Source organism: Gilliamella sp. G0441, assembly GCF_050589305.1.
Lineage (GTDB): Bacteria > Pseudomonadota > Gammaproteobacteria > Enterobacterales > Orbaceae > Gilliamella.
Genome location: NZ_JBNRJF010000003.1, coordinates 152967 through 178195, shown reverse-complemented (window position 1 = coordinate 178195; position 25229 = coordinate 152967). Strand labels below are relative to the sequence as shown.

The 25229-nt window shown below is 33.4% G+C and carries 24 protein-coding genes and 1 riboswitch; of the genes, 5 read left to right on the top strand and 19 right to left on the bottom strand.

What is annotated here, in order from left to right; genetic code table 11:
- Positions 1–139: 139 nt before the first annotated feature.
- The 4 genes from ACKJXD_RS04330 to rplM form a co-directional block, all read right to left on the bottom strand.
- Positions 140–550 carry a ClpXP protease specificity-enhancing factor gene (locus ACKJXD_RS04330; RefSeq protein WP_430875640.1) on the bottom strand — a complete coding sequence of 137 codons (411 nt, stop codon included), beginning with the start codon at positions 548–550 and terminating at the stop codon, positions 140–142.
- A 48-nt stretch (positions 551–598) separates the two neighbouring features.
- Positions 599–1231: a glutathione S-transferase N-terminal domain-containing protein gene (locus tag ACKJXD_RS04325; RefSeq protein ID WP_220216841.1), complete on the bottom strand. Its 633-nt coding sequence runs from the start codon at positions 1229–1231 to the stop codon at positions 599–601.
- A gap of 314 nt (positions 1232–1545) precedes the next feature.
- The gene (gene rpsI / locus ACKJXD_RS04320; RefSeq protein WP_034901366.1) at positions 1546–1938 is read right to left on the bottom strand and encodes a 30S ribosomal protein S9; all 393 of its coding nucleotides are present in this window, start codon (positions 1936–1938) and stop codon (positions 1546–1548) included.
- 11 nt (positions 1939–1949) lie between these two features.
- Complete coding sequence (rplM, locus tag ACKJXD_RS04315) at positions 1950–2378, bottom strand: 50S ribosomal protein L13 (RefSeq protein ID WP_034901369.1); 429 nt, start codon at positions 2376–2378, stop codon at positions 1950–1952.
- A 274-nt stretch (positions 2379–2652) separates the two neighbouring features.
- Between rplM and ACKJXD_RS04310 the strand changes: the two genes are divergently transcribed.
- Entirely contained in the window at positions 2653–3273 is a 621-nt protein-coding gene (locus tag ACKJXD_RS04310) for a YrbL family protein (RefSeq protein ID WP_430875639.1), read from the top strand.
- Here the strand turns inward: ACKJXD_RS04310 and pmrB are convergent.
- The 6 genes from pmrB to ACKJXD_RS04280 all read right to left on the bottom strand — a co-directional run bounded on the left by pmrB (position 3242) and on the right by ACKJXD_RS04280 (position 8098).
- Complete coding sequence (pmrB, locus tag ACKJXD_RS04305) at positions 3242–4270, bottom strand: two-component system sensor histidine kinase PmrB (RefSeq protein ID WP_430875638.1); 1029 nt, start codon at positions 4268–4270, stop codon at positions 3242–3244. The genes ACKJXD_RS04310 and pmrB overlap by 32 nt on opposite strands.
- A gap of 99 nt (positions 4271–4369) precedes the next feature.
- Positions 4370–5035, bottom strand: a complete 666-nt coding sequence (gene pmrA, locus ACKJXD_RS04300; protein WP_294827869.1) for a two-component system response regulator PmrA — start codon at positions 5033–5035, stop codon at positions 4370–4372.
- Positions 5036–5161: 126 nt separating this feature from the next.
- On the bottom strand, positions 5162–5704 hold the full coding sequence (locus ACKJXD_RS04295) for a phosphatase PAP2 family protein (protein ID WP_430875637.1): 543 nt from the start codon (positions 5702–5704) through the stop codon (positions 5162–5164).
- Between the two features lie 137 nt (positions 5705–5841).
- Positions 5842–6534 carry an amino acid ABC transporter permease gene (locus ACKJXD_RS04290; protein WP_430875636.1) on the bottom strand — a complete coding sequence of 231 codons (693 nt, stop codon included), beginning with the start codon at positions 6532–6534 and terminating at the stop codon, positions 5842–5844.
- Positions 6535–6540: 6 nt separating this feature from the next.
- A complete protein-coding gene (locus ACKJXD_RS04285) occupies positions 6541–7266 on the bottom strand; it encodes an amino acid ABC transporter permease (RefSeq protein ID WP_430875635.1) in 726 nt (241 codons plus the stop codon).
- Between the two features lie 4 nt (positions 7267–7270).
- Positions 7271–8098, bottom strand: coding sequence for an ABC transporter substrate-binding protein (locus ACKJXD_RS04280; RefSeq protein ID WP_430875634.1), 828 nt, complete (start codon positions 8096–8098; stop codon positions 7271–7273).
- A 376-nt stretch (positions 8099–8474) separates the two neighbouring features.
- Here ACKJXD_RS04280 and ACKJXD_RS04275 point away from each other — a divergent pair, with 376 nt between their 5' ends.
- The 3 genes from ACKJXD_RS04275 (at position 8475) to ACKJXD_RS04265 (ending at position 11026) form a co-directional block, all read left to right on the top strand.
- Entirely contained in the window at positions 8475–9071 is a 597-nt protein-coding gene (locus tag ACKJXD_RS04275; protein WP_430875633.1) for an imm11 family protein, read from the top strand.
- A 533-nt stretch (positions 9072–9604) separates the two neighbouring features.
- A complete protein-coding gene (locus ACKJXD_RS04270; RefSeq protein ID WP_065563112.1) occupies positions 9605–10195 on the top strand; it encodes an imm11 family protein in 591 nt (196 codons plus the stop codon).
- A 285-nt stretch (positions 10196–10480) separates the two neighbouring features.
- Positions 10481–11026 carry an imm11 family protein gene (locus tag ACKJXD_RS04265; protein ID WP_430875632.1) on the top strand — a complete coding sequence of 182 codons (546 nt, stop codon included), beginning with the start codon at positions 10481–10483 and terminating at the stop codon, positions 11024–11026.
- 326 nt (positions 11027–11352) lie between these two features.
- Here the strand turns inward: ACKJXD_RS04265 and ndk are convergent, their stop codons facing one another.
- From ndk to coaA, 9 genes are all read right to left on the bottom strand, one after another.
- On the bottom strand, positions 11353–11787 hold the full coding sequence (ndk, locus tag ACKJXD_RS04260; protein WP_430875631.1) for a nucleoside-diphosphate kinase: 435 nt from the start codon (positions 11785–11787) through the stop codon (positions 11353–11355).
- A 15-nt stretch (positions 11788–11802) separates the two neighbouring features.
- Complete coding sequence (gene pbpC, locus ACKJXD_RS04255; RefSeq protein ID WP_430875630.1) at positions 11803–14106, bottom strand: penicillin-binding protein 1C; 2304 nt, start codon at positions 14104–14106, stop codon at positions 11803–11805.
- 136 nt (positions 14107–14242) lie between these two features.
- A complete protein-coding gene (locus ACKJXD_RS04250; protein ID WP_430875629.1) occupies positions 14243–19441 on the bottom strand; it encodes an alpha-2-macroglobulin family protein in 5199 nt (1732 codons plus the stop codon).
- Between the two features lie 268 nt (positions 19442–19709).
- On the bottom strand, positions 19710–20393 hold the full coding sequence (locus ACKJXD_RS04245; protein ID WP_220216827.1) for a 7-cyano-7-deazaguanine/7-aminomethyl-7-deazaguanine transporter: 684 nt from the start codon (positions 20391–20393) through the stop codon (positions 19710–19712).
- A 117-nt stretch (positions 20394–20510) separates the two neighbouring features.
- Positions 20511–21671, bottom strand: coding sequence for an acyltransferase family protein (locus ACKJXD_RS04240; RefSeq protein ID WP_430875628.1), 1161 nt, complete (start codon positions 21669–21671; stop codon positions 20511–20513).
- A 21-nt stretch (positions 21672–21692) separates the two neighbouring features.
- Positions 21693–22352 (bottom strand): 7-cyano-7-deazaguanine synthase QueC, encoded by a 660-nt coding sequence (gene queC, locus ACKJXD_RS04235; protein WP_430875627.1) that lies wholly within the window; start codon positions 22350–22352, stop codon positions 21693–21695.
- A gap of 27 nt (positions 22353–22379) precedes the next feature.
- Positions 22380–22853, bottom strand: a complete 474-nt coding sequence (queF, locus tag ACKJXD_RS04230) for a preQ(1) synthase (protein ID WP_220216824.1) — start codon at positions 22851–22853, stop codon at positions 22380–22382.
- A gap of 2 nt (positions 22854–22855) precedes the next feature.
- A riboswitch (PreQ1 riboswitch) is annotated at positions 22856–22900 on the bottom strand.
- Between the two features lie 241 nt (positions 22901–23141).
- Positions 23142–23579: a DUF1090 domain-containing protein gene (locus tag ACKJXD_RS04225; RefSeq protein ID WP_430875626.1), complete on the bottom strand. Its 438-nt coding sequence runs from the start codon at positions 23577–23579 to the stop codon at positions 23142–23144.
- A gap of 17 nt (positions 23580–23596) precedes the next feature.
- Positions 23597–24535 carry a type I pantothenate kinase gene (gene coaA / locus ACKJXD_RS04220; protein WP_267351425.1) on the bottom strand — a complete coding sequence of 313 codons (939 nt, stop codon included), beginning with the start codon at positions 24533–24535 and terminating at the stop codon, positions 23597–23599.
- A gap of 167 nt (positions 24536–24702) precedes the next feature.
- Here coaA and yihI point away from each other — a divergent pair, with 167 nt between their 5' ends.
- A complete protein-coding gene (gene yihI / locus ACKJXD_RS04215) occupies positions 24703–25191 on the top strand; it encodes a Der GTPase-activating protein YihI (RefSeq protein WP_220216821.1) in 489 nt (162 codons plus the stop codon).
- Positions 25192–25229 lie beyond the last annotated feature (38 nt).

Here is a 25229-nt window from a genome sequence, read left to right as displayed (position 1 = left end):
TATGATTTAATTTGCTATATCATATCCCGATTAATGAAATAAATATACACTATTAGGTGGGAATAAACAGTTGATCATCACTTTTTATGTTTAACCAACTGTTCAACTAAATTTATCACCAAGTTTTTGGGGTAAATTATTACTTCACTACTCGGAATGGGTTTGTTGATTTTTTCTCGACATTATCAGATTGCTGAATATTGGTTTCGCGTTGCTGTTTATATTCAGGTTCGTCTTCAAATACTATGCCCGCATCATTTTCACGAGCATAAATTGCTTCTACTGCTGACATCGGCACAACAATATGTTGTGACACACCCGAAAATCGCGCATTAAATTCAATTTTTTCATTTGTTGCCATATATTGTGCAACGGAATGTGGTGCAAGATTTAAAACGATCTGATTATCTTTAACAAACTCTTGCGGTACAAGAACTCCAAATACCGAAGCATCTACCACGATATATGGAGTAAGTTCATTATCAACAATCCAATCATAAAACGCCCTAAATAAGTAAGGGCGTCGAGCAGTCATTTGGTTTGTATCCATTTAGATTACCTTCTTAAATCACATAATAAAATATTAATAAATATATTATTATGCTCTGATTTTTTTCTCTTCATCAGTTAATGAACTAATAAAAGCTGGACGTTCAAAAATTCGTGCCATATAGGCTAAGTAATTTTTTTCCGCAACTTTAGGTAACTCAATACCAAGAATTGGTAATCGCCAAAGTAAAGGAGCAAAATAACAATCACATAGCGTAAAATCATCACTCATAAAATAGTCTTTTTCTTTAAACATCACAGAAATGGAAACTAAATCATCCAGTAGATTTTTACGAGCAACTTTAGCTGCATTACTATTTGGATCAGCTATGATGGTTTCATATGCACTATACCATTCCCTTTTGATACGATACATCGTTAATCGAGAATTAGCTCGCACAATCGGATAAACAGGCATTAAAGGTGGATGAGGAAAACGTTCATCAAGGTATTCTAACGCAATATGAGGTTCGTATAACGTAAGATCTCTATCAATCAATGTAGGAATTGAACCATATGGATTAAGATCCAATAACTCTTGAGGTAAATTATCTGCAGTCACAAACTCAATTTCAGCAGTTACACCTTTCTCTGCCAAAACAAAACGAATCTGATGGCCATAGATGTCTGTTGTATCACAAAATAATGTCATTACAGAACGTTTATTAACAGCGACAACCATGTTCACTCCAAATATGCAAAATTGAAAATTAGTTTAGAGGATTACTATTCTAACAAATTGGATAACAAAATTGTTAAAAAAAATTAATTTTCTTATCACGATTATTTAAATAATCATATTTATGACAAAAACTATAATAAAATAAGTGCCTTTTGGTAAAAAAATAATCTGGTGCTGATGAATTTGTTTTTTCTAATAACTTATACAAAAATAAAAGTTAGTATTGTTGTTGAATAATGATAGAAAGCAATAATTCATTTATAAAAAAACCCAGACAGTGCTGGGTTTTTGAAATATTTTTGTAACGTCTGCAATTAACGTTTGCTGAATTGTGGACGACGACGAGCTTTGCGTAGACCCACTTTTTTACGTTCAACTTGACGTGCATCACGAGTAACAAAGCCCGCTTGACGTAATGAAGAGCGTAAAGTTTCATCATATTCCATTAATGCACGAGTAATACCGTGACGAATTGCACCCGCTTGACCTGAAATACCGCCACCTTTAACAGTGATGTAAAGATCAAGTTTGTCAGTCATTTCAACTAACTCTAAAGGTTGCATAACAACCATACGAGCAGTATCACGACCAAAGTATTGCTCTAATGAACGTTTGTTAATAACGATGTTTCCACTACCTGGTTTGATAAACACACGAGCAGCAGAACTTTTGCGGCGACCAGTACCGTAATATTGATTATCAGCCATCTTCTATCCCCTTAAATATCTAATACTTGCGGTTGTTGTGCCGCATGATTGTGCTCGCTACCAGCATAAACTTTAAGTTTACGGTACATTGCACGACCAAGAGGACCTTTCGGTAACATGCCTTTTACAGCAATCTCGATGACTTGTTCAGGATGACGTTCAATCATTTCTTTAAAAGTCGCTTCTTTAAGTCCACCGATGTAACCAGTATGACGATAATAGATCTTATCAGTGCGTTTTTTGCCTGTTACAGCAACTTTTTCTGCATTGATAACGATAATATAATCACCTGTATCTACATGTGGTGTATATTCTGCTTTATGTTTACCACGCAAACGGCTTGCGATCTCAGTAGCTAAACGACCTAACGTTTTACCTGCTGCATCAACAACATACCAGTCGCGTTTAACTGTTTCTGGTTTAGCTGAAAAAGTACTCATTCGTATTTATCCAATTTTTAATTAATCTCACGTTAATAAATCAAATGATTTATTTACACTTTTAGATTGCAATGATTAAGTAACTAACCCCTTCGAGTTGCTATATTAACCTTGACAACCGAAAACAGTGTTGGGAAGAACACTGTTGTAACGTGGGTTGCAATATTATACAGAAATATAGAAAAAGCGCTAGAACTTGTAATAAAAAATTATAGCAAGTAAAAACGCTTGCTGTTAAACTTAAAACTAACTTTATTCAATCATGTTATTTTAGATGACTCAGATAATTCAACTTACCGATAAAGATTATATAAGCAAAGGTTTACATAGAAAGTGCTATCACCATCCGACTAATCCGGATCAATGTATTAAAGTCAACTATAATGATGGGGCGGAACAAGAAACCAACCGCGAAATTGCCTATTATAAACATCTTATTAAACGCAATATCTCATGGGATGCCTTAGCCAAATATTACGGCCCTGTTCAAACAAATTTTGGTGAAGGACATCTTTTCGAATTGATTCGTAATTATGATGGTAAAACCTCTACACCACTAGAAACATATCTTGCTGACCAACAATTGACGCAACAATATTATGATGAATTGATTGATTTGTTAAAAGCATTAAAAACAGCTTTGCTCAACAATCGAATTATCACAATGACGATAAAAAGCAAAAATATATTATTTCAGCATATTTCAGAACAGAAAAGTCGGCTTGTTATTATAGATAATATCGGCAATTCCACGTTTATCCCGATTGCTAATTATCTCCCCTATTTTGCCAAAGCAAAAATTGAACGCACATGGCATCGATTTTTGAAATCATTAATCAAAGAAAATCCCAATAATAATCTTATTAAGAATCTTGTTGATGAAGTGAATCGCTAAGTCTTAATTTAGCGATGGTGCCAGAATGGTCTTTTCTATTTCTTAAGGTGAAAAGACCATGATGCAATTTAGTAATGCGGTTAACAATACTTAAACCAAGCCCTATCCCACCATGTTTACGGTCCATTCGAAAAAAGGCTTGCGTCAATTTTTCACTCTTAGATTCATCAATTCCACTACCTTCATCCTCTACGGTAATCATGATATCTCTATTATCTTTATAGCAGCTGACAAGAATTTTACTTTTTTCCGGACTGTATCGATAACTGTTTTCAACCAAATTACGTATTAACAATCGAATTAATGTAGCATCACCACTAAAAACAAGATCGCTTTCATCGATAACCCATTGAAGATTTTGTTTTTTTTGTTGTGTTAATTCATTAAGTTCATCATAAAGAGGAAGCATAATATCATCATGAAAATTGATATTCTGATAATGCCCTACGGTGAATTTTTGGCTAGCCCGGGCAAGCATTAATAACTGTTCGACAGTATTGACTAAGCGGTCAATGCGTTCAATCAACTCATGACAATCGATATGATGCGTTGTTTCTAATAATTCTAGATGTAGACGTATTCCTGCCAGGGGAGTTCGCATTTCATGCGCAACATCAGCCGTAAAAAGACGCTCTTGAGCAAGAGTATTACTCAATCTAACAAACAATTTATTGAGTACTGTCGTGATAGATTTAATTTCTCGCATATTACTGATTGGTTCGATTGAACTCAGATTGTCTTCGGTTCGTTCATTTAGATCTTTTTCAAGCACTTCTAAAGGTTTTGTAATCCATTTTATTGCTTTATACGCCAGAAATAATGTTACGATCATCATTGAAAAAGCGGAACAAAACAATGCAAATATCGCTTCTAATTCCTCATGTTCAACCACTTCATCAATTTTGTTTTGACTCAAGGTTAAATTCACTAAAACATCAATTTGTTCTTTACTTTCATGCCATAACCAAAAAACAGTAATAATTTGACAAATTAGCATGATAGCACCCAAAGTAAAAAAAAGGTTCCATCGAATACTTTGACGTATATTGCTAAGTGATTTACTGATCATAATTTTTAAGTTGCAATAATAAAAGGGTTATTTATGTCCATCACTCAATTGATAGCCATATCCACGGACTGTTTTAATAAAGTTTTTTCCTAATTTATTACGTAATCCATGTATATAAACTTCAAGTACATTGGAACTTGGATCACTTTGCCAATCATACAAATCATTCTGTAATAAATCACGATGGACTTTTTCGCCAGCCTTCAACATTAGACGAGACAAAACGATGAATTCTTTAGGCGTTAAGATCACTTCTTGTTGATTGAGCATTACATTTTTTTGTTTGATATCAATCGTAATTGCACCATAACTTATATGATTATCCGCCGTGCCTTGATTACGGCGAATTAATGCTCTTATCCTTGCTAATAATTCGGTTAAAGCAAATGGTTTAATTAAATAATCATCAGCGCCAAGATCTAAACCTTCCACTTTGTCTTCTATCGTATCTCTTGCTGTCAAAATCAGAACAGGTGTATCAATTTGGTTCTTACGCCAGCGAGTTAGAAGATCCAAACCATCACAATCAGGTAAACCTAAGTCCAGAATAATCAGGCTAAATTGACCGAACTGTAAATGTTCTTCAGCTTGCTTGCCATTAGAGGCAAGTTCACAAACATACCCATTTGAAGTTATGCCATCAAAAAGCCCTTTTTGTAATAGACTATCATCTTCTACAATAAGTATTTTCATTAAGGTTTATCCTATTGACAATCTCATGATTCTAACCAATGGTTAGTTTTTATTATACGCTTTGATTTTTATAACAAACACATTTTAAGTGTAATTTTATTTTTTAGGTTAAGACCAAATTTAAAACTATTTATATGCAGATTTTTTAAAAAATAAAATCCAAATCTTTTTTACAATAAAAGCTGATAATCCACTGATGATAAATCCAATAACAATATCAAGAGGCCAATGAATGCCTAAATAGATACGGCTCCAACAAATAAGAATCGCAATACCAGTAAACAATAGTATTAATTTTTTGTATTTATGTTGATAATTAAACAAGACCGAAAAGCAAATTGCCCCTATAAATACTGCATGTTGACTGGGTAAAGAGCTATTTTTTTCATGATGCAAATAATTAGTACCGATTTCTAGAGCAAAAGGCCGTGGAGAATAAAATAAATGTCGAATAACAAACGTTATCAACAAGGCAAGCAACAATGTCATAAAGACTTTAATAATCAAGGTTCTAGATAACGGTTTGGTAAACCAATAGACGACAAGAACAATAATAGGTAGATAAATGAGATAATTAGCACAAAAAATAGCAAAATAAATAAAGGACTTCGATGCATGTTCAGATGCGTTAATTAATAAAAAAAGTTTTGTATTAATATCATGCCACATGAAATGTTTAGCTAAATTAATTATTCATTCTTTCAATTTAAATAAACTACCTTAAAAAAACCTTAATGTTAGAATCTTTCACAATAATAGTATCTCAACTGTAATAAAAATGATTAATAAGTAAAGGTAAAGCGTTACTAATTCTTCTGAATTGATTTTGATATATGCACTTTAGTTATATTTGAAATCGATATATCCAGTACAAAACAAATCATAAAATAGATCAATATAACAAATAGAAAAATCTCAGTGGGGTAAACCATACTTCGATTATTAATTTGTGTTGCAACAAAAGTGAACTCAGCAACCCCAACGATATAAGCTAACGAAGTATCTTTAATTAGTGAAACCCATTGATTAATAAACGACGGCAACATCATTTTTAATGCTTGTGGTAAAATAATATAGATAATGACTTGCGCTTTATTCAGTCCCAATGAATAAGCGGCTTGCCACTGATCTTTAGCAATTGCAATCATACCTGCATAAACCGAATGACCAATATAAGCAGCTCCAATTAATGATAAAGCAAAGATCACGGTCGCAATAGCTGGCACATCAATATTAAAAATCACAGGTAATAAAAAATAAGTCCAAAAAATTAACATGATGACTGGGATTGCTCGCAAAAAAGCAAGAAGTGTGATGAGTAACCAACGCACTGCACCTTTCAGCACGGTCAAACCAATACCGGCTAAGATGCCTAAAATGGTAGAAAAAATAATTGCAATAACACTCATTAATAATGTCAAAAATATGCCACCAGGAAAGTTACCCCACATCAGGTAACCCAGATTATTCCAAATAACAGCAAATCCCATAAGATCCATAACTGACTATCCTTTGCTTATTTGCAATCGACTTGCTTGATAAATATTACCTAGCGTTCCAACTATCGCAATGGCTAAAATATATAACATTGTTGCAATAGCAAAATCTTGAAACGTCTTTAATGATTCCGTTTCGACTTGACGAGAAACATAGGAAAGCTCAAGCACACCGATAGCCATGGTTAATGATGAATTTTTGATAATATTCATATATTGCCCAATTAATGGCGGAAAAGCGATGCGCACACTTTGTGGTAAAATGATAAACCGCATACTTTGCCACCACGTTAACCCCAATGCTAAAGACGCTTGTTGTTGTCCCTTCGACACGCCTAAAATACCAGAACGAAACTCTTCAGCAATAAAAGCACTGGAATAAAAAGTTAAAGCTATTAGACCAATAATAAACTCAAAAGAAGGCATTTTTAACGTTAAAAAAAAGAGGTTAATTTGGGGCTCATCAAATAACCACACTTTAAATTCAACAGGCAACAAATTACCGACACCAAAATACCAAAAAAACAGTTGCGGTAATAAAGGCGAATAACGAAAAATAGCATTGTAGGTTGTTACTACTCCTTTGATGATTTTGACATGGCTTTGTTGAGCAATGACTAACAAAAAACCCAGTACGGTTGACAATATTATGGTTAATAACGAAATCGCAAGCGTCACTAAAAAACCGTCCCACAACCACCACAAATATCGTGGTTCAAGTAATTGCTCAAACATCTATTTATTGACCTTTACCGATTTTAAAATCACCACGTGGCATTGCTGACGTTGTTTCGGGTCCAAACCAACGATTATAAATCGTCACCGCTTCACCGTCTGTTTCAAGATTTAACAAGATTTTATCCACTTTATCTTTTAGACGAGTTTCGCCTTTAGGAATGCCAACCGCTTGATATTCTTGCGTAATACTAAAGGGTGAAATTTCAAAAATAGCACGTTGCTCTTCTGGCACATTGGCAAGTAAACCAATTAATTTAGCATCATCTTGCGTAATAGCTTGCACTACCCCATTACGTAATGCTGCAAACGCAAACGGCGTATCATCATACGAAATTACTTTAGCGGTAGGATATTTCTCACGTAGAGTAATTTCCATTACTGTACCTTTATCGGCGCCTATACGAAGATTTTTTAAATCATCCGGCGATTTTAATACCCCTTTTTTTGCCACAAATTTTTGACCTGTAGCAAAGTAAGGCACGCTAAAATCGACCGCTTTGGCACGCTCCTCTGTTACGGTAAAATTAGCCACAATTAAATCGGCTTTTTGTGAAGTTAATAATGGTATACGATTGGCAGGATTAGTCGGTACAAGTTCGACTTTTACCTTTAAAGCTCTACCGATTTCATTGGCATAATCCACATCTAACCCGACAATATTATGCGTTTTTTCATCAACAAATCCAAAGGGTGGATTACTATCAAATACCGCAATTTTAATTACCCCTTTTTTTTCGATATCATCAAGACGATCAGCATAAGCCGAACTTGAAACCAATAATGAGCCGATTAGTGCAGCTACCGACAGTGACTTAGTTAAAAATTTCATTGTTATTATCCCCCTTTGGACTTTATATGGATTTAAGTTTATCAATAAAGAATCGAAGGGAATAAATAACAATTATTTAGATGCTTATAACTTAAAGTTATATTAAAAACGTCTTATAAGTCTTATAAGTAGTAAGCAACAAATTATCTGAATTTATAGCGCATTTCTATTTACAGTCACTTGGACGGATTTGATACTCAAAAAAGTAAATGTGGTTATTGAGACCCACCCCCCTCAGCCAAATAAAAGATTTGAAAAAAGCTATTTAATTTAATATAAATTAATTTACAAATATGATTTTTTTGAAAATCAGACTGAATGTTATAATAATAAAAACAAACTGATAAAAATTAAATATATATAAGGAATATGAAACATGAATAGTACAAATGACGAGTTTGAATATTACATTATTGACCGAGCAGGAGATAAAGCATATCCATTAATCGGTCCTCAAGATGACTCCAGGCACACTATGATGTATACTCTAAGCAAAACAAGAATTGAAAATCCTGAATTAACTCATTTTAAATTTTGTGATCCCATTCCCAAAAAACCTGTAATTGGCGATTATTTTCCTTCACCTGAAAGTATTGTTTCAAGTAAAATAGCTGATGTTTTAAACAGTATGCACATTACAGGAATACAGCTCATACCGGCAGAAATCGAGACCAATACTGGAGACATTTTAAAAGATTATTTTTATATACATATCTATAATCATCTAAAAGCTGTCGATAGAGAAAAATCTGAATATACAGAAGATGATTACGATCCAGATCTATTACTTTGGATTGAGAGTTTAGAACTTGACAAAAATGTGTTAAAAAATGTTCCATTAGTTGAACGATTAGTATTTAAACTTTATGAAGATTCATCTATACATCTTTACCATAAGACCGTTGTTAATGCTATTATGGCGGTTAACCCTGAAGGAGTTTCATTTACAAAAGTGGAAGATTGGTATTTTTAATTTTAGTGAAGATTTGAAGATATTAATCCAACTGAAATAAATAGGATAAAAATATCCATGAATTGATTTTTATCTGAATGATGAAATTTAGTTAAAAAATAAACTTCATTACCATTACAAAAAGAGCAGGATAAATTCTTGCTCTTTGCCGAAGAAAAATTTCATTGTTATTATCCCCCTTTGGACTTTATATGGATTTAAGTTTATCAATAAAGAATCGAGGGAAATAAATAACGATTATTTAGATGCTTATAAATTAAAGTTATATTAAAAATGTCTTATAAGTCTTATAAGTAGTAAGCAATAAATTATCTGAATTTATAGAACACTTCTATTTACACTCACCCAGACGGATTTGATACTCAAAAAAGTAAATGTGGTTATTGAGACCCACCCCCTCAGCCAAATAAAAGATTTGGAAGAAGCTATTTAATTTAATATAAATTAATTTACAAATATGATTTTTTTGAAAATCAGACTAAATGTTATAATAAAAACAAACTGATAAAAATTAGATATAAGGAATATGAAACATGAATAGTACAAATGACGAGTTTGAATATTATATTATTGATCGAGCAGGTGATAAAGCCTATCCTTTAATTATGTGTGATCCTGATTCGGAACATACGGAAGAATATCTATATGATTACGAAAATGAAAAAATTCTCAAACCGAAAGTGATGGAATTTACATTTAGTGAACCCTATTTTGCCAGCCCAGTCATTGGTGATTATTTTTCCCAACCTGAATCAGTAATCTCAGATAAGTTAAAAAAAATATTGTCTTCACTCAATATATTTGGAATTCAACTAATTCCAGCTATGATTACAAGTAATAAAGGTGATATTTTTAAGGATTACTTTTATATACATATTTATAATATTATTAATGCAATGGATAAACTAAACTCTAAATTCGACGAAGGGGATGATTGCTATTTTATCGATAAATTTAAGCTTGATGAAAATATTTTAAAAAATATTCCGTTAGAAGAAAGATTAATTTTTAAATTAGGAGAAGATCACACAATAATGCTTTATCACCGATCTATAGTTGAAGCATTAATGACTGTTAAACCAACTGGTTTAAAATTTATTAAAGTAGAAGATTGGCATATTTAAGCCATTACTGAGCCAAATATTAGCCTATCATTTAGCGCAATTTAAACAGTTATATGACTAACAAATAGCGTTCATGAATATATCAACAGAGAGCATTTAGAAGGAGAATAAATCCAATCTTCTATCTATTTTGTTATTCAAAACTTTGGAAAACATAATAGATAGGTAAAATAATTACAAAAATAAACGCTTCAGAAAACATACTTCATGCTACTATTTTAACCAACAATCAGCAAATCTATTATATCCCCCCAAAAAATACAACCCTTTGAAGAGAAATAAAACATGGAAAATTATTATTTTATACAGAGAAAATCAGACCAAGCCTATCCATTGATTCGAATAACCAATCGTGATGATCACTTAAACCCCACTTTAATAAATTTGGAATTTAATGGAACAATACCCTCTCAGCCCGTTATGTCTGATTTTTTGTCTGGCCCTGAGATTTTTATTACCGATAAAATTGCCAATGTCATTAAAAGCTTTAAGCCTAAAGGGATTAAAATTATTGACACTGAATTAACAACCCCACAAGGTAAACTCATTAAAGACTATTTTTGTCTACTTTCTGACAATATAATCGAGGCTTTAGATAAAGATAAATCCGATTATGAAAAGCCTAGAAGAACATATTTTATAAAAAAACTCATTTTGGACAGAAAAATTTTAAATGAAATTCCTTTAGAACAAAGATTAGTTTTTTTATTGAGAGAATCGCTTCATATCGTTTTTCATGAAACATTAGCCAAAGCCATAATGGCGGTAAACCCTACCGGTATGGAATTCATTAATATCGAAGCCGACGGAAAACCGTTAGAAGTAAATTGATATTGTTGACCATAGTCATAATCAAACCTAGTTTAGATTAGAATAAAATCAATCAATTATAATTACTTTTATGTGTGGAGCAGGAATAAATGCTGCTCCTTGAGAAAAATAACTAATTATTTAGCGAAGAGAAAAGAATGAAGCTTTTTGTGCCCGCTAATTAGAGATCTTTTTATCAGCTACAACACCGCATAGACGTTCAAATCAACTGTTCACAAAAATCTACCAACTATTATTTAAATTGTTGAGTAATAAGTTTTTTTGGATTTAATTAATGTCATATTTTTTATTTAAAGTTATGCTAGTATTTTCGTAATTTTTTATGTTTATTTGTTTTCACCACCAAAGATCTCACTATCTACAAAAAAATAAGCGATTTCTCTTTCAGCAGAAGTTAGAGAATCCGATCCATGCACAGCGTTTTCCGTTACACTATCAGAAAAATCTGCTCGTAAAGTACCGGCATTAGCTTTAGATAGATCCGTTGGTCCCATAAGATCACGGTAACGTTTGATAGCATTTTCACCTTCTAATACCTGCACGACAATTGGACCAGAAATTATAAATTTAATCAAATTGTCAAAAAAAGATTTCCCTTTATGCTCTGCATAAAAACCTTCAGCTTGATCTCTCGTTAATTTAAGCATTTTCAAAGCAACAATATCAAGTTTTGCTTGTGAAATTCTGGTTTCAATCTCACCAATGACATGTTTTCTAACTGCATTGGGTTTAATAATTGAGAGTGTTCTTTCAATAGCCATATTTAGATTTTCCTACTAATCAGATATAAATTTAATTCGTGATATCTGCCCACTTTCATCTATCAAAAGCAAACGATGAGTACCTTTTCTAGCAATAGTTAGTGACACTTTTTCATCATCTATTGACTGTGCAACCAGTTCTCCATCTAGAAACCACCATTTTTCACCCGCTCCACCTTCTGCTGATAAATCTATTGAAAGTTGACTTTGTCCTGGTACAGATTTAACTAGCTGTCTATCACGTAATCCGACAATCATTAATGAAGAAAAAATATCTCTACCAATTATAGGACAATTTTTATCAATTGCTGGTATGAGTGCTTGTCTTTGCTCATTTGGCAATAACCAGTTTTCAAGTGCAATTGGCCAGAGTACAATCTGCTTTTTCTGTGCACCATGACAATCGGCCGCCACACGTTTACCATCCTCATTCACCCAAAGATTGATCCAGCCAGAATGATACATATTATTATTAAGTTCAGTCAATGTTCCAATTGTTGGTGGAACCATATGATTTAATATCCATGCATTTTTTTGACGATGGCAGTTAACATCATTATCGGGTAATACTTGTCCGGATGGCCAGCATATTTTTTCCGAAGTGACAGAGTCAGGTTTAACTGAAACAGGTAACGAACGATTTAATCGGTATTCCCTATTTAATAATAATGAATCAACTTGTTGTAAAATTGGCGTTGCCGAAATAGAGCCATATTGACCGGCTACAGGGGTTCCATCAGGACGACCAACCCATACGCCAATTAAATAACGCGGATTAATACCAATTGCCCATGCATCCCGATATCCATAACTTGTACCGGTTTTATAATAAAGCATATTATTTCTGACTAACATATGTTTGGTGATCCATGCACTTCCTTCTGAAATAAACGGTTTATTGACTACAGGATCACTTTGTGTAAAACGTAACGGACTAACTTCCCCCTGTCGGGCAAAAGCGCTATAAGCGCTGACTAAGTTATCTAATCTTAATGAAGCTCCACCTAAAATATAAGAGATATTAGGCGTATTATTAATTGATTTTAAAGATAATCCAACACCAGCAAGTTTACCCGCAAATCGTTTAGGGCCATAAAGTTCGATTAACTGTACTGCCGGTAAATTTAAAGACTTACTCAAAGCCTCTGAAGCACTTACTGGGCCTTGAAAATCTTCATTAAAATTTGTAGGTCGGTAGTCTGAATGGATACGAGGAACATCTTGCAATAAAGATTCAGAATGGATCATACCCTCATCAATAGCAAATGCATAAATAAATGGTTTCAAGGTTGATCCCGGTGATCGAAGTGCATTAATCATATCTATCTGACCAAAGCGATCTTTATCATTAAAATCGGCTGAACCTATATATGCTTTAACTTTCATATCGGTATGGTCCACAACTAATATAGCCAATGATGATTTTGGTGGTAATTGATTTTTACGGTTGATTGCCATATCTTCAAGATTGTATTGAAGAATTGAATCAATGGTTGAATGAATAATAGTATCATTAGGATATTGTCGTTTTAAACGATACGATAATAATGGTGCTAGCTGTGGTGTTTTACGGGGATAAACCCATACTTCTTCTTGCCTAACTTGCTCTATCAAGTCCTTTGACCAAACATTATATTCGGACAGACGATTTAAAACTTTATCTCGAGCTAACTTTGCACGCTCAGGATATTTATCTGGTCGCAATCGACTCGGTGCTTGCGGTAATACCGCTAACAAAACCGCTTCACTTCGGGTTAACTCACTTGGTTGTTTGCCAAAATATGTCCAACTTGCAGCACCTATACCTTCAATTGTCCCGCCATAGGGTGCATGATTAATATATAAGGTTAAAATTTCTTTTTTACTATAATGCAATTCAAGCTGTAGAGTACGAAAAATTTGGTTCAATTTACCAAGTATAGTTCGATCATGTGGATAAAGTAATCTTGCCACTTGCATCGATATAGTACTTCCGCCAGAAATAATTCTATCATTACAAAAATTTTGCCAAGCAGCACGAATCAAAGAAACAGGATTTATACCAACATGTTCATAGAAATAACGGTCTTCATAATTGATCAATACTTCTAAATAAAAATCAGGAACCTCTTCTAAATTAACTGAATAACGCCAAATACCATTTTCATCAGCAAAACGCCATAAAGGTGTTTCATCTTCAGCGACAATAGTTTGTGTAGTTTTATTTTTTGATATTGATATAGGAAATAAAAAGTCAGCGATAAAAAAAACACTTAACAAAGTAAATATGACAATTAATAACCAAATAAGTAATTTTACAAGGCGTTTTTTTATCTTCATCAAAAAACAGTCTATTATTGGAGTTAACAAATATTTTTTATCATAAAAACACCGCCAATCAAAATTGGCGGATGTATTATTATTATTTTAAGTTTTAAAAAATGAGTTATTCAAACTTAAAATAATTATGCATTCTTTATTTAGGTTGTGAAATAGCCATCATATCAAGCGAACGACCAATTGCAAATAGTTCCGGTCGATACATAGATTCTACATAAGGCTGAGGAACTACATAGTTACCTGGAGTAACAGCCCTTACTAAGTACCCAACTCGTTTATGCGATTGATAATACTTACCTATATCAACGGCAGTAACATACCTGTCATCACGATATTCTTGATATTTAACATCGCCACTATTTTCATTGCTCAGTAGCTTAACTAAAGCTGGATAAGTATCTAAATTAATACTACTTCCAGTTAGATTTTGATTTTCTAATTCTAACCCGGCAGGTAAGAAATCAACAATTAAACCATCCTGAATTCTTTCTTTTGATTTTATATCTAACATGACAAACATTACGGTACCTACGTCAATCTTTGATGGCGTAATACTTTTTCCATTTAAGTCGTAATAACTTCGACTAATTGTTAAGTCATTTTGCTCTGGAGTTGGTGCTGGTGGTGTTTTAGCATAACCTGACACGGTCATGTTAATGTAAAGTGGCATATCATTTTGAGGATTTGAAATAGTTAATCCATGCTTAATATCCTCAAAGTCATAGGATTGTTTTAAAGATGCATTGGCAGACTTCACTTTATCATTAATAGAAACTTTGAATTTTTTCTTACTTTTATGTTGTTCTAATGACCAACCAGCAATAAATAGAGCATTTAATTCTTGAGTTGAAAAGTAACGCTTATTACTTAAAGAATCAGATAAACTAAATAAATAATCAGGTTGTAAATTAATTCCAATATCATTTTCTAATAATAATGCTAACACCAAAGCTTCATCACGAATATCGCTTCCATAATCATAATACCACCCATTCTGATTATCATAGATAGTGTTATCAACTTCTTCCATTAAGTTTTGATAAAGTTCCTTATTACCTATTAGCTTAGCGGTTAATGCTAACTGTGCAATAGGCAGAGGCGATAACGCTATATTTTCATTCATGATTTGTCGAGATAAACTATAAATTTCATTACGCATAGCAGACGTAATTTTATTTTGTTTAGCCAGTATCATCAGTGCATAAGCTTTTATAGTCAATTTACTATAGGCTATCATTTTTGAATCACGATAATAAACTTCCATATTATTAAAGGATGAAGAATCATAGATATACTGACCTATTCGCGTCATAGCTGAATTGAGTGCCGAATCACTCACTTGATACCCTCGTTCTTTAGCTTGCAATAAAAAGTCAGTGGCATAAACAGTCAGCCAATATTCTTCATTACTTTCACTATTCCAAAGACCAAAACTACCATTATTTCGTTGCATCGATAAAATTCGAGAAATCCCTAATTGAATCTTTTGACGACGGTTTTCGTCAGATTCGGTTTCAATCCCTAATGCAGCAAGTTGTTCACTATTAGCATACAAAGATGGAAATAAACCACTTGTTGTTTGTTCTAAACAACCATAAGGGTACGCAAATAATTCTTTGATATATTGCGCAATATTCAGCGGTGGTTGATTAGAAATAATTAATTTAGCACCAACAGTATTGCCAATTAAATTATCCATATCTTTAGAAGAAAACTGCCAACTTTCGCCACCATTTATGGCAAAGCTATAATTCATATCTGTTGCAGAATAAGCTGGTCTTACGCCTAATTTCCATGAACGATTAATTTCATAATTTGGATTATCATTTAATTTAATACCTTTGATACTGACATTTATCGTTCCTTGTCCATAGCCATAATCAGCAATGACAGGGATTTGAAGTATTTTTTTCTGTTTGCTATCAAGTTTGAGATTTGTAGCGTTAGACGAATTTTGATGAACTAATCCTGTCGTCTTGACTTCTACCTGCATTGTTTGAGACAAATCAGTTAAATTATGAATATCTAATGCTAATACCGCCTGATCGCCTCCCGATAAGAATCGTGGCATTGATAATTCGGTCACTACAGGAGAAGCAACCGTCATAATTTGTTCAGCTTTACCGAAACGATTGTCATCCCAAGCTTGAGCCATCAAACGTAATTCACCGTTAAAATTAGGCAACGCTAATTCAACAATCCCCTCCCCATCTTTATTTAATTGAATGGTTTTAAGCTGTTGAGCAACAATTTGCACTTCGGTTAATGGTTTTTTACCACCAGAGATAATTGCATCACCACCAAAAGTCATATTGATTGTTCGTCCTGTTGCCTCAATCAACTTGCCATACACATCATATTGATCCACGTTATATCGTTTTCGTCCTAAAAATGCGGTGTATGGATCAGGTGTTTTAAAATCAGTTATATTCAAAACGCCTGAGTCTACAGCAGATACTAATACTGTTACTTTCTGGCCTTTATTAACTGCTTGTTTATCCATTTTGATTTTTATCGGAACGATTTTTTCTGGTTCGGTTACCTTAGGTGCATCAATCGTCAAATTTAATTGACGATTAGAAGTATCGATTGGTAAATAAAGTAAACCAACAGCTCTTTTAACAGTTTGTACTGCTGTATCAGTTGATGGACGAATAATCATTGCGTTAATATAAATATCATGTCTAGCCCAATTTTTAATTGGTATTTCGACTTCTAGACCCTCTTCGCCTAAAGTAATTTCTTTTTTCCATAACGTGCCATCATTTGTTTCAAGCGATATATATCCTGAACCTGCAACTGGGGCTTGAACATGAACTTTAGCTGTATCACCATAAGCATAAGATGTTTTATCAATACTTAATTTAACTTGATCTGGACGTACTGAGTTCGTACCGCGGGTGTTATCTTCCCAATCATAACCAACCCAAAAGCGCAGACTACTGATAATGTTTGTTTTTGGATCAATAATTTCAACTCGATAAGATCCATAATCATCTGGCTGGAAGCGAACAGTGGCGGTACTATTTTCACCAATGGTTAATTTATTTTCTGAAACAACAAATTCTTTTTCATTAACAATTTCACGCCAACCATCGTCGTCAGACCAAGACCAATAATAGTCATTACGTTCACGAACGACACGAGCTTTTAAGTTATTGGTAGCTAATTTCTTACCAAGCATATTAATATAAGCTACTTCAAATTCAGCTATTTCGCCCACATCTACAGTTGGACGATTATCATACTTATCAGTTTTCCAATCATAATAGGGTGATTCACTAAATAGTACTCTTAAAATAGGCATCTGTTCAGCAGGCCAAATATCTTGAGTAGCATAACGCGTCACGGGTCTACCACCTGAATCGAGTAAGCTAGCTTGCATAACCACTCTAACCGGCATTTTTATCCTCGACCATTTATTTGAATCAAGTTTGATTTGATTAAGACCACTATTATCTAGCGTATTATCAATGGTTTCTAGCTCTTTATAAACGTTTTTATCTGTGATAGATCCAATTTTATAATCGTCAAATCCTTTAATCGAATCCAATTTTTTTAGATATACTTGACCAGTTAATTTATTACCTGATGCTGGTGCACCATATAAATAGCGACCTTTAATATCGAATTCTACATCATTACCAATCAACATTGGATGGTCAGATGGAGCCGTAATTTCCATTGCCATTCGTTCAGGCAAGAACTCTTCCACACCAAAATAAGAAAAACGATAATTATCATCACCTAAATTAAAACGAAGTGCCCATTTACCTGTAGCCGCATCACTCGGAATAGTAAGATGAAATTGATATAAACCGTGAGAGTCAGATTGACGTTTCAAATTATATGTTCCAGTCGATTTACCATCAGGAGAAAGAACATCAACGATAATCGGTTGATCCGGTAACATTTGTCCATCCGCATCTCGTAGTAATGCATTAAAGTAAATGGTTTCATTAGGACGATATAAATCACGAGGTCCAAAAACAAATAATTGTTTTGAATAAAACGTTGAACCAGACAGGTTAAATTCAGTTAAATTCAATGCATTACGATCGATATTGACAAATGAAGTTTGGTTTCCATCATTGGCTATTAATAAAGAATAATGATCACCTTCCGATATAGTTAATTCAGCAAAACCTTCGTTATCTGTTTGAGTTGATAGGGTTAGGCAATGTTTATTATCCGCGGTTGTATTTTTAGCACAAAGTAATGATAAATTTATGTTTGGTAATGGTTTACCATCATCTAACGCATGCGTCATAACCATCAATTTACCATTTTGATAAGCATGAATAGCGACACCCACATTACTTATTGAAAACAAACTGGCTGGGTTTTCATAGGGATATTTACCTGCTTCATTCATTACCGCTAGATAAACACCTTCCTTATTAAGTTCTGAAATTGCGGATAAGTTCAATAACAAAGTTTCTTGAGCATTAGGTTTAGGATTTAAATCAAAACGAGACGAATAAACCAAATCCATATAAGGGCTAATTTCAGAAGAACGCCAATTAGGTAAAAAATTAATAAACCCAACATTAGTAATAAATTCAGATAATTTTTCTGGTTTGATTCTAAAAAAGTTAACATCGACTTTATTTACGTTTAATGTATTAACGGGTATTCCACTCATAGATTTACTAGGCAATAATAACCCCGTACTTGCAAATCCGATAAAAGGTTGGCGGTTTTGGGTGGTCAACTCCGTTTGATAAACAGCTGATAACTGGCTATCATTAATTGCCGATAACATTTTATCAATAGTCAACGTTAACTTACGATTTGGCTCAAGAAATCGATGCCTTAACTCTAATCCATTATCTGAAAGTTCCCATGCTCCATCTACATTACCTTTTTCTTTATCAACAAGCCTAAGTAGATTAGAGAAATTGAGTTTAGGATTAAGTGGAACAGAAAAAGTAATGACTAAAGTACTGGAGCCATCAAGCATTACTTCTGAGCTATCGAGAACCGTTAAATGTTTATTTTTATACTTCTCTTTTAACTCCGGTGTTACCGTAAAAACACTATTTGATTGATTTTTATGTGCTGATTTAGCTTCAGAGGATTTTTTTTCAACGGATTGAGCTGATGTTTGACTATTTTGATTTGAACTAGTTCCTAATGGTTTTTCTTCAACTAATTGAGCAGTTGGTTGACTATTTTGATTTAAGCTACTCTCTAATGATTTTTCTTCAACTGATTGAGTTGTTGTTTGAATTTCTTTATTTTCATTAGCAACTGAAGTCGGTTGATTGCTATTATCGCAACCAATTAAAAACAAAATTAAGCTCAGCACGCTTAACTCTTTAATAAAGCTCATTATTTTCCACCTATTATCTATTCCAAATATGACATTATCAACATTATTCGATTATCTATATTATGCACTCCCTTAAAACGTTTGGCAAAAGTTGTTTTTAAAGACAATACCCGTCCTTCGAGTATGACTAATTAAAAATTATCTTTCATTAAAACATATCGTTAAAAGAATATCATTGCCATTAAATGAGGAGAGAAACTCATTTATCCATGAATATAAATGAGTTTTGTAAATAGTGGAAGGCGCTCCGTTACAAAAGCGAACAAAATTATGGATTGGCGTTGGCTAACGTCATTAATCTTTTCATTAAAAAATTTAAAATAACACCGTAAAGAGGTAAGAAGAATAATCCACAAATTAAAATTTTAAAACTATAGTCAATTGAGGCTATTTCGATCCAATGATTCGCCATAAATTCGTCGTTACTTTGATAAAAGGCAATAGCAAAAAAGACAATTGTATCAATACCATTACCTAACACCGCTGACGCCGAAGGCGCAACCCACCACGCTTTATTTTTTCGTAAATAATTAAACACAGTGATATCCATCAATTGCCCAACCAAATAAGCAGCAAAACTGGCTAATGCAATTCGAAAAACAAAACTGTTAAAATCACACAACGCTGAAAATCCCATCCAATGCCCTTCAAAAAATACAACCGAAATGGAATAAGAGAACAGTAAAGCAGGTATCATGACAACAAAGATAATTCTTCTGGCAAGGCTGGCACCAAATACCCGGATGGTTAAATCGGTGGTTAAAAAGATAAATGGAAAGGTAAATGCTCCCCATGTGGTATGAAAACCGAAGATATCAAACGGGATTTGTACCAGATAATTGCTTGATGCAATAACTAAAATATGAAAAAAAGAGAGCCAACAAAGTGCTTTACGCTGCTGAGCTAGGGTAAATTTTTTCTGTAGTGTGTCTGAGTGAATATCCAAATACATATTCGTTTCCTTTTTTGAATGGGGTGAGAGAACCCATAATGTTTAACGTAAAAATGATGTAATTAAGGTAAAAAATGTCGGATAATTCGAATTTAATTACATCGATATTTAATATTTTTAAATTGTTATAAAAAAATGCTTTTTATATAAAATAAAAGCAATCAACCAACAAATACCGACAATGAATAAGGCATAGATAAAAGAACTGGGATAGTTTCCAAAATATTGAGCTAAAACTTTTGAATACAGAAATTGTCGCAAACTCAATGAATCAGAATGATAAACCAGCGTCATTCTACGCGTTATGATCGAAATAATACCGGCGATAACAAAAATGAATAAAGAATTCATGCCAAATGGGATAAAACAATGAACAGCGTTTTTGTATTTTTTGATATCAATCAACCAAATTAATAAGGCAAATAACACACAACCTATACCACAAGTGACCAATACGAATGACGGTGACCAGATTTTTTTATTAATTGGGCAGATAAAACTCAAAATAAACCCTATTATGGAAAAAGTTATCCCGTATTTAATCAAGATTTTTATTTTGTCGACATTGACATTAGTGGCAAATATTTGTTTGGCTATACAAAAGCCAATAAGGACTTGAGCAATAGCCGGAAAAGTACTTAATACCCCTTCCGGCTCAAAATAAATACCATCATCAAAATACATACGCTCTTCACCCAAAATCATTTTATCGACTTTAGCAATAATGTTGTTACTTTTTTGCTCAAACCCGTTGCCCAAATATAAGATGAAAAAATAAAAAAGTAATATTTGAACGATCAAAATAGGCAAATATTTTCTATCAAAACATAAAATAATAAGAGAAGAAAACAAATAACAGATCGCTAAACGCTGTAAAATGCCCATAATTCGGATTTGATCTATGCAAGACAAAGCTTCAACCATCCGCTCATGAAACGGCAGCCAATTAAAATATTTATACAAAGTAAGAAACCCCGAAAACCAAGCAATCAATAATCCAATAGCAAAAATGATCAGTGTTCTTTTCAAAATTTTAATTAGCAAAATTTTATTAAGCTTAAATTCTAATTTATTTAAGGAAATATAAGTCGAAACTCCCATAATAAACATAAATAAAGGAAAGATGAGATCGGCAAAAGTCAGCCCGTTCCATTTAGCATGCCTAAGTAAAGGATAAATAGCATTTGGCGACCCAGGATTATTCACTAAAATCATTCCTGCAATGGTCATTCCTCGCAATACATCCAATGAGACTAATCGTTGTTGATGGTCAGACATGCTTTTACCCTTTAAATAATACTATTTAGTGTTATGAGTTAGATACTGATTTAACCCTTTTTCACGCAGCTCACAACTTGGGCACTGACCACATCCGCCGTCAACCCCGTAATAACAAGTGTGAGTGTGTTGTCGGATATAATCAAGATAACCGAGTTTATCAGCCATTTCCCATGTTTGCGCTTTAGTGAGATACATTAAAGGGGTGATGATGTTAAACGTGTAATCCAAGGCTAAATTCATCGATACATTCATGGATTTAATAAAGATATCTCGACAATCCGGATAACCACTAAAATCAGTTTCACATACACCAATAATAATATCTTGAATAGCGTGTTGTTTGGCATAACACCCCGCTAACAATAAAAATAGCATATTACGCCCATCAACAAAGGTATTCGGATAATTCCCTTCTTGAGCAGCTTTGATTTCTTGTGAGTCATCAATCAAGGCATTATTGGTCGTTTGTTTGATCACTGAAGTATCAATGAGGGTTTGCTTTACACCAAGATCGTCAGCAATCCATTTGGCTTTTTCAAGCTCAATGGCATGTCGTTGACCGTATTGAAAGCTGATTGTTTCAACGTTTTCACGTCCATAATCAGCAATGGCTTGCAGCAGGCAAGTGGTCGAATCTTGCCCACCCGAAAATATCACAAGTGCTTTACGATGTTGCATTAAAAAATTCCTGTTAGGCTGATGAGATTAGCGATTATCGACTTTTTCAGGATAAAGATCGTGATTAGCTAAACGATTAAGCGCAATTTGTTCCCAGTGAGTACCGGGTTTACCGTAATTAGCATAAGGATCAATAGAAATACCACCTCGTGGCGTAAACTTACCCCAGACTTCGATGTATTTGGGATCCATTAATTTAATTAGATCTTTCATGATGATATTAATGCAATCTTCATGATAATCACCATGATTACGGAAACTAAACATATAGAGCTTAAGTGATTTACTTTCGACCATTTTGATATTCGGTACATACGAAATGTAGATCGTTGCAAAATCAGGTTGACCGGTGATAGGACAAAGACTGGTAAATTCCGGACAATTGAATTTTACAAAATAGTCATTACCAGGATGTTTATTATCAAAGGTTTCCAGAATTTCTGGACAATAAGTTGTCGGATAGCGAACAGACTGATCGCCTAGTAGTGTAACGTTACTCATAATTTTCCTTAGTTTTTTTGCGTGGGAGGTTTACGAACCACGTGATAAGGCGCACACCTTACCTTTTTTTGTGATAAAAGTCTAGCCTATTGCTTAATCACTTAGCATAACGGGGTTAAACGCAAAGTTAACTTAATTTGCTTGAAAATTGGGGCATTTTGGTTAAACAATAGTAATGGATGTTGAATAAGAAAATTGTCATCATCAACGGGATAACTCACAACGTTATCACTATTTTGATGATGACAATTTGGAGAATAATGTTAATAAAAGCTAAAAAACTAAGATCTATTTCGATTTCACTGCTTTGTAAAAGTTGTCCAATTTATCTTTAGCTTCCGCAAGTTCTTTTTCAGCATCATTTAATTTTGCGGTTTTTTCTTCGATTTTTTGGTTATCACCTTTGAGTTTTGCCTCTGCTAAATCTTTTTGTCTTTCTGCCACTTTTTCAGTCTTATCAGTAATATCCTTTTTGTATTCGGCTTCTAAATTATCATCTTTACAATGCATTTTGACATTTAACAATGCTTTTTCTAATCCTTGAACACGTTCAACATTATCTGTTTTTTGGGCTTCAGTAATTTGTGCTTCAATTGCCTCTTTTTTGCCGGCACAGGTTTGCCCTTCATGATCATCAACGTTTGCGGCACAAACACCTAATGTAAGAGTTGTTAAAAAAGAAAGCAGTGTTAATTTACTTACAGACGACTTAATTGTTGATTTCATAATAATTCCTCTTAAGTTTATTTTCTTAATTGAACACAATCGACTTTATGGTTTTTGCCTTTCGTTAATATTAGACTTGCTCGCTCTCTTGTCGGTAAAATGTTTTCGATCAAATTTAATTCATTGATTTCTCGCCAAAGACGATTAGCGATATTTATCGCTTCTTGCTCTGGAAGCTGTGAATAGTGATTAAAATATGAGTTAGGATCACTAAAGGCGCCAGCTCGAAATTTTAAAAAACGATTCACATACCAATCATGTAGAAGCGACAAATCCGCATCAACATAGATCGAAAAATCAACATAATCTGAAACAAAGACTCGGTTGGTATTTTGTGTAAAATTTAAGGTTCCTTGTAATACGTTTAATCCTTCTAAAATGAGAATATCAGGACTATCTATAACGATTTCTTCATTATCAACAATATCATAAACCAGATGTGAATAGACGGGTGCTTTAACTTGAGATTGACCTGATTTTACATCAGCAACAAAATTGATCAACCTTTTAATATCATAAGATTGTGGAAAGCCTTTTTTGTTCATTATGCCACGCTCTTCAAGATATTTATTAGGATATAAAAAACCATCCGTTGTGACTAATGCAACTTTTCGATGTTCAGGCCAACGACTTAATAATGCCTGTAAAACACGTGCAGTCGTACTTTTACCTACTGCTACACTCCCGGCTATACCGATAACATAAGGAATTTTTTGGGTTTTACCTAAAAATTTGGCAAGAACAGCCTGACGGCTAAAACTATTATTAATATAGTAGTTGAGCAATCGGGATAAGGGTAAGTAAATTTCGCTGACTTCATCTATGGACAAATCTTCATTAATCCCTTGCAATGAAGTCAGTTCTTCAGGGGTTAATGTCATGGGTTCAGCATTACGCAAACTAGCCCATTCTTGGCGGCTAAACTGCATATAGGGACTAAGATGATTTTTCATCATGTCGTGTTCTCAAATTCCATCTATTTAAATTGATTGGGTTAAGATTATACATAAATCTTAACTTTTACAATCATAAATTAGCATTAATGCATGATCGTAGCTATATTGAAGACTTACTGATAAAATAGCCTAAATAAATATTTGTCCTAATATTAAACAGAGATTATATGTTAAAAACCAAATCGAAACAAAAACAGAAAAAAACCCGTCAAGAGATTAATGAAGAATCTTGGGCACTCAAGCGAAAACGCAAACATAAAGGCTTACCAAGTGGTTCTCGTTTCAATAATGAAACCCAAAAAAATAAACCAACTACTAAAACCGTTAAAGATCCGCGCATTGGTAGTAAAAAACCGATTTCGTTAATTGCAGATGAATCAGTGAAATCGACCAATAAAATCAAACAACCGAAAACGCAAAAATTAGTTCTTTCACCCGAGCAAGAATTGGAACAACTGGAAAACGATCCTAAATTAGAGCAATTACTTGATTTAGTCGAAAGTGGAAGCCAATTAACAAAAGAGCAACAAACATATCTCGATACTAAATTAAATCGTATCGATGAATTGATGCAGCAACTCGGTTATAGTGTTGATGATTTTGAAGATGAAGAAGAGAAACAAGAAGATATTGTGAGTTTATTGAAACGTAATTGACGTCATACCTGAACAAATTTACATTAATTTATTGTGAT

Coding starts and splice junctions, on each gene's coding strand:
- ACKJXD_RS04330 (WP_430875640.1), bottom strand. CDS start 550: ATGGATACAAACCAAATGACTGCTCGACGCCCTTACTTATTTAGGGCG.
- ACKJXD_RS04325 (WP_220216841.1), bottom strand. CDS start 1,231: ATGGTTGTCGCTGTTAATAAACGTTCTGTAATGACATTATTTTGTGAT.
- rpsI (WP_034901366.1), bottom strand. CDS start 1,938: ATGGCTGATAATCAATATTACGGTACTGGTCGCCGCAAAAGTTCTGCT.
- rplM (WP_034901369.1), bottom strand. CDS start 2,378: ATGAGTACTTTTTCAGCTAAACCAGAAACAGTTAAACGCGACTGGTAT.
- ACKJXD_RS04310 (WP_430875639.1), top strand. CDS start 2,653: ATGACTCAGATAATTCAACTTACCGATAAAGATTATATAAGCAAAGGT.
- pmrB (WP_430875638.1), bottom strand. CDS start 4,270: ATGCTAATTTGTCAAATTATTACTGTTTTTTGGTTATGGCATGAAAGT.
- pmrA (WP_294827869.1), bottom strand. CDS start 5,035: ATGAAAATACTTATTGTAGAAGATGATAGTCTATTACAAAAAGGGCTT.
- ACKJXD_RS04295 (WP_430875637.1), bottom strand. CDS start 5,704: ATGTGGCATGATATTAATACAAAACTTTTTTTATTAATTAACGCATCT.
- ACKJXD_RS04290 (WP_430875636.1), bottom strand. CDS start 6,534: ATGGATCTTATGGGATTTGCTGTTATTTGGAATAATCTGGGTTACCTG.
- ACKJXD_RS04285 (WP_430875635.1), bottom strand. CDS start 7,266: ATGTTTGAGCAATTACTTGAACCACGATATTTGTGGTGGTTGTGGGAC.
- ACKJXD_RS04280 (WP_430875634.1), bottom strand. CDS start 8,098: ATGAAATTTTTAACTAAGTCACTGTCGGTAGCTGCACTAATCGGCTCA.
- ACKJXD_RS04275 (WP_430875633.1), top strand. CDS start 8,475: ATGAATAGTACAAATGACGAGTTTGAATATTACATTATTGACCGAGCA.
- ACKJXD_RS04270 (WP_065563112.1), top strand. CDS start 9,605: ATGAATAGTACAAATGACGAGTTTGAATATTATATTATTGATCGAGCA.
- ACKJXD_RS04265 (WP_430875632.1), top strand. CDS start 10,481: ATGGAAAATTATTATTTTATACAGAGAAAATCAGACCAAGCCTATCCA.
- ndk (WP_430875631.1), bottom strand. CDS start 11,787: ATGGCTATTGAAAGAACACTCTCAATTATTAAACCCAATGCAGTTAGA.
- pbpC (WP_430875630.1), bottom strand. CDS start 14,106: ATGAAGATAAAAAAACGCCTTGTAAAATTACTTATTTGGTTATTAATT.
- ACKJXD_RS04250 (WP_430875629.1), bottom strand. CDS start 19,441: ATGAGCTTTATTAAAGAGTTAAGCGTGCTGAGCTTAATTTTGTTTTTA.
- ACKJXD_RS04245 (WP_220216827.1), bottom strand. CDS start 20,393: ATGTATTTGGATATTCACTCAGACACACTACAGAAAAAATTTACCCTA.
- ACKJXD_RS04240 (WP_430875628.1), bottom strand. CDS start 21,671: ATGTCTGACCATCAACAACGATTAGTCTCATTGGATGTATTGCGAGGA.
- queC (WP_430875627.1), bottom strand. CDS start 22,352: ATGCAACATCGTAAAGCACTTGTGATATTTTCGGGTGGGCAAGATTCG.
- queF (WP_220216824.1), bottom strand. CDS start 22,853: ATGAGTAACGTTACACTACTAGGCGATCAGTCTGTTCGCTATCCGACA.
- ACKJXD_RS04225 (WP_430875626.1), bottom strand. CDS start 23,579: ATGAAATCAACAATTAAGTCGTCTGTAAGTAAATTAACACTGCTTTCT.
- coaA (WP_267351425.1), bottom strand. CDS start 24,535: ATGATGAAAAATCATCTTAGTCCCTATATGCAGTTTAGCCGCCAAGAA.
- yihI (WP_220216821.1), top strand. CDS start 24,703: ATGTTAAAAACCAAATCGAAACAAAAACAGAAAAAAACCCGTCAAGAG.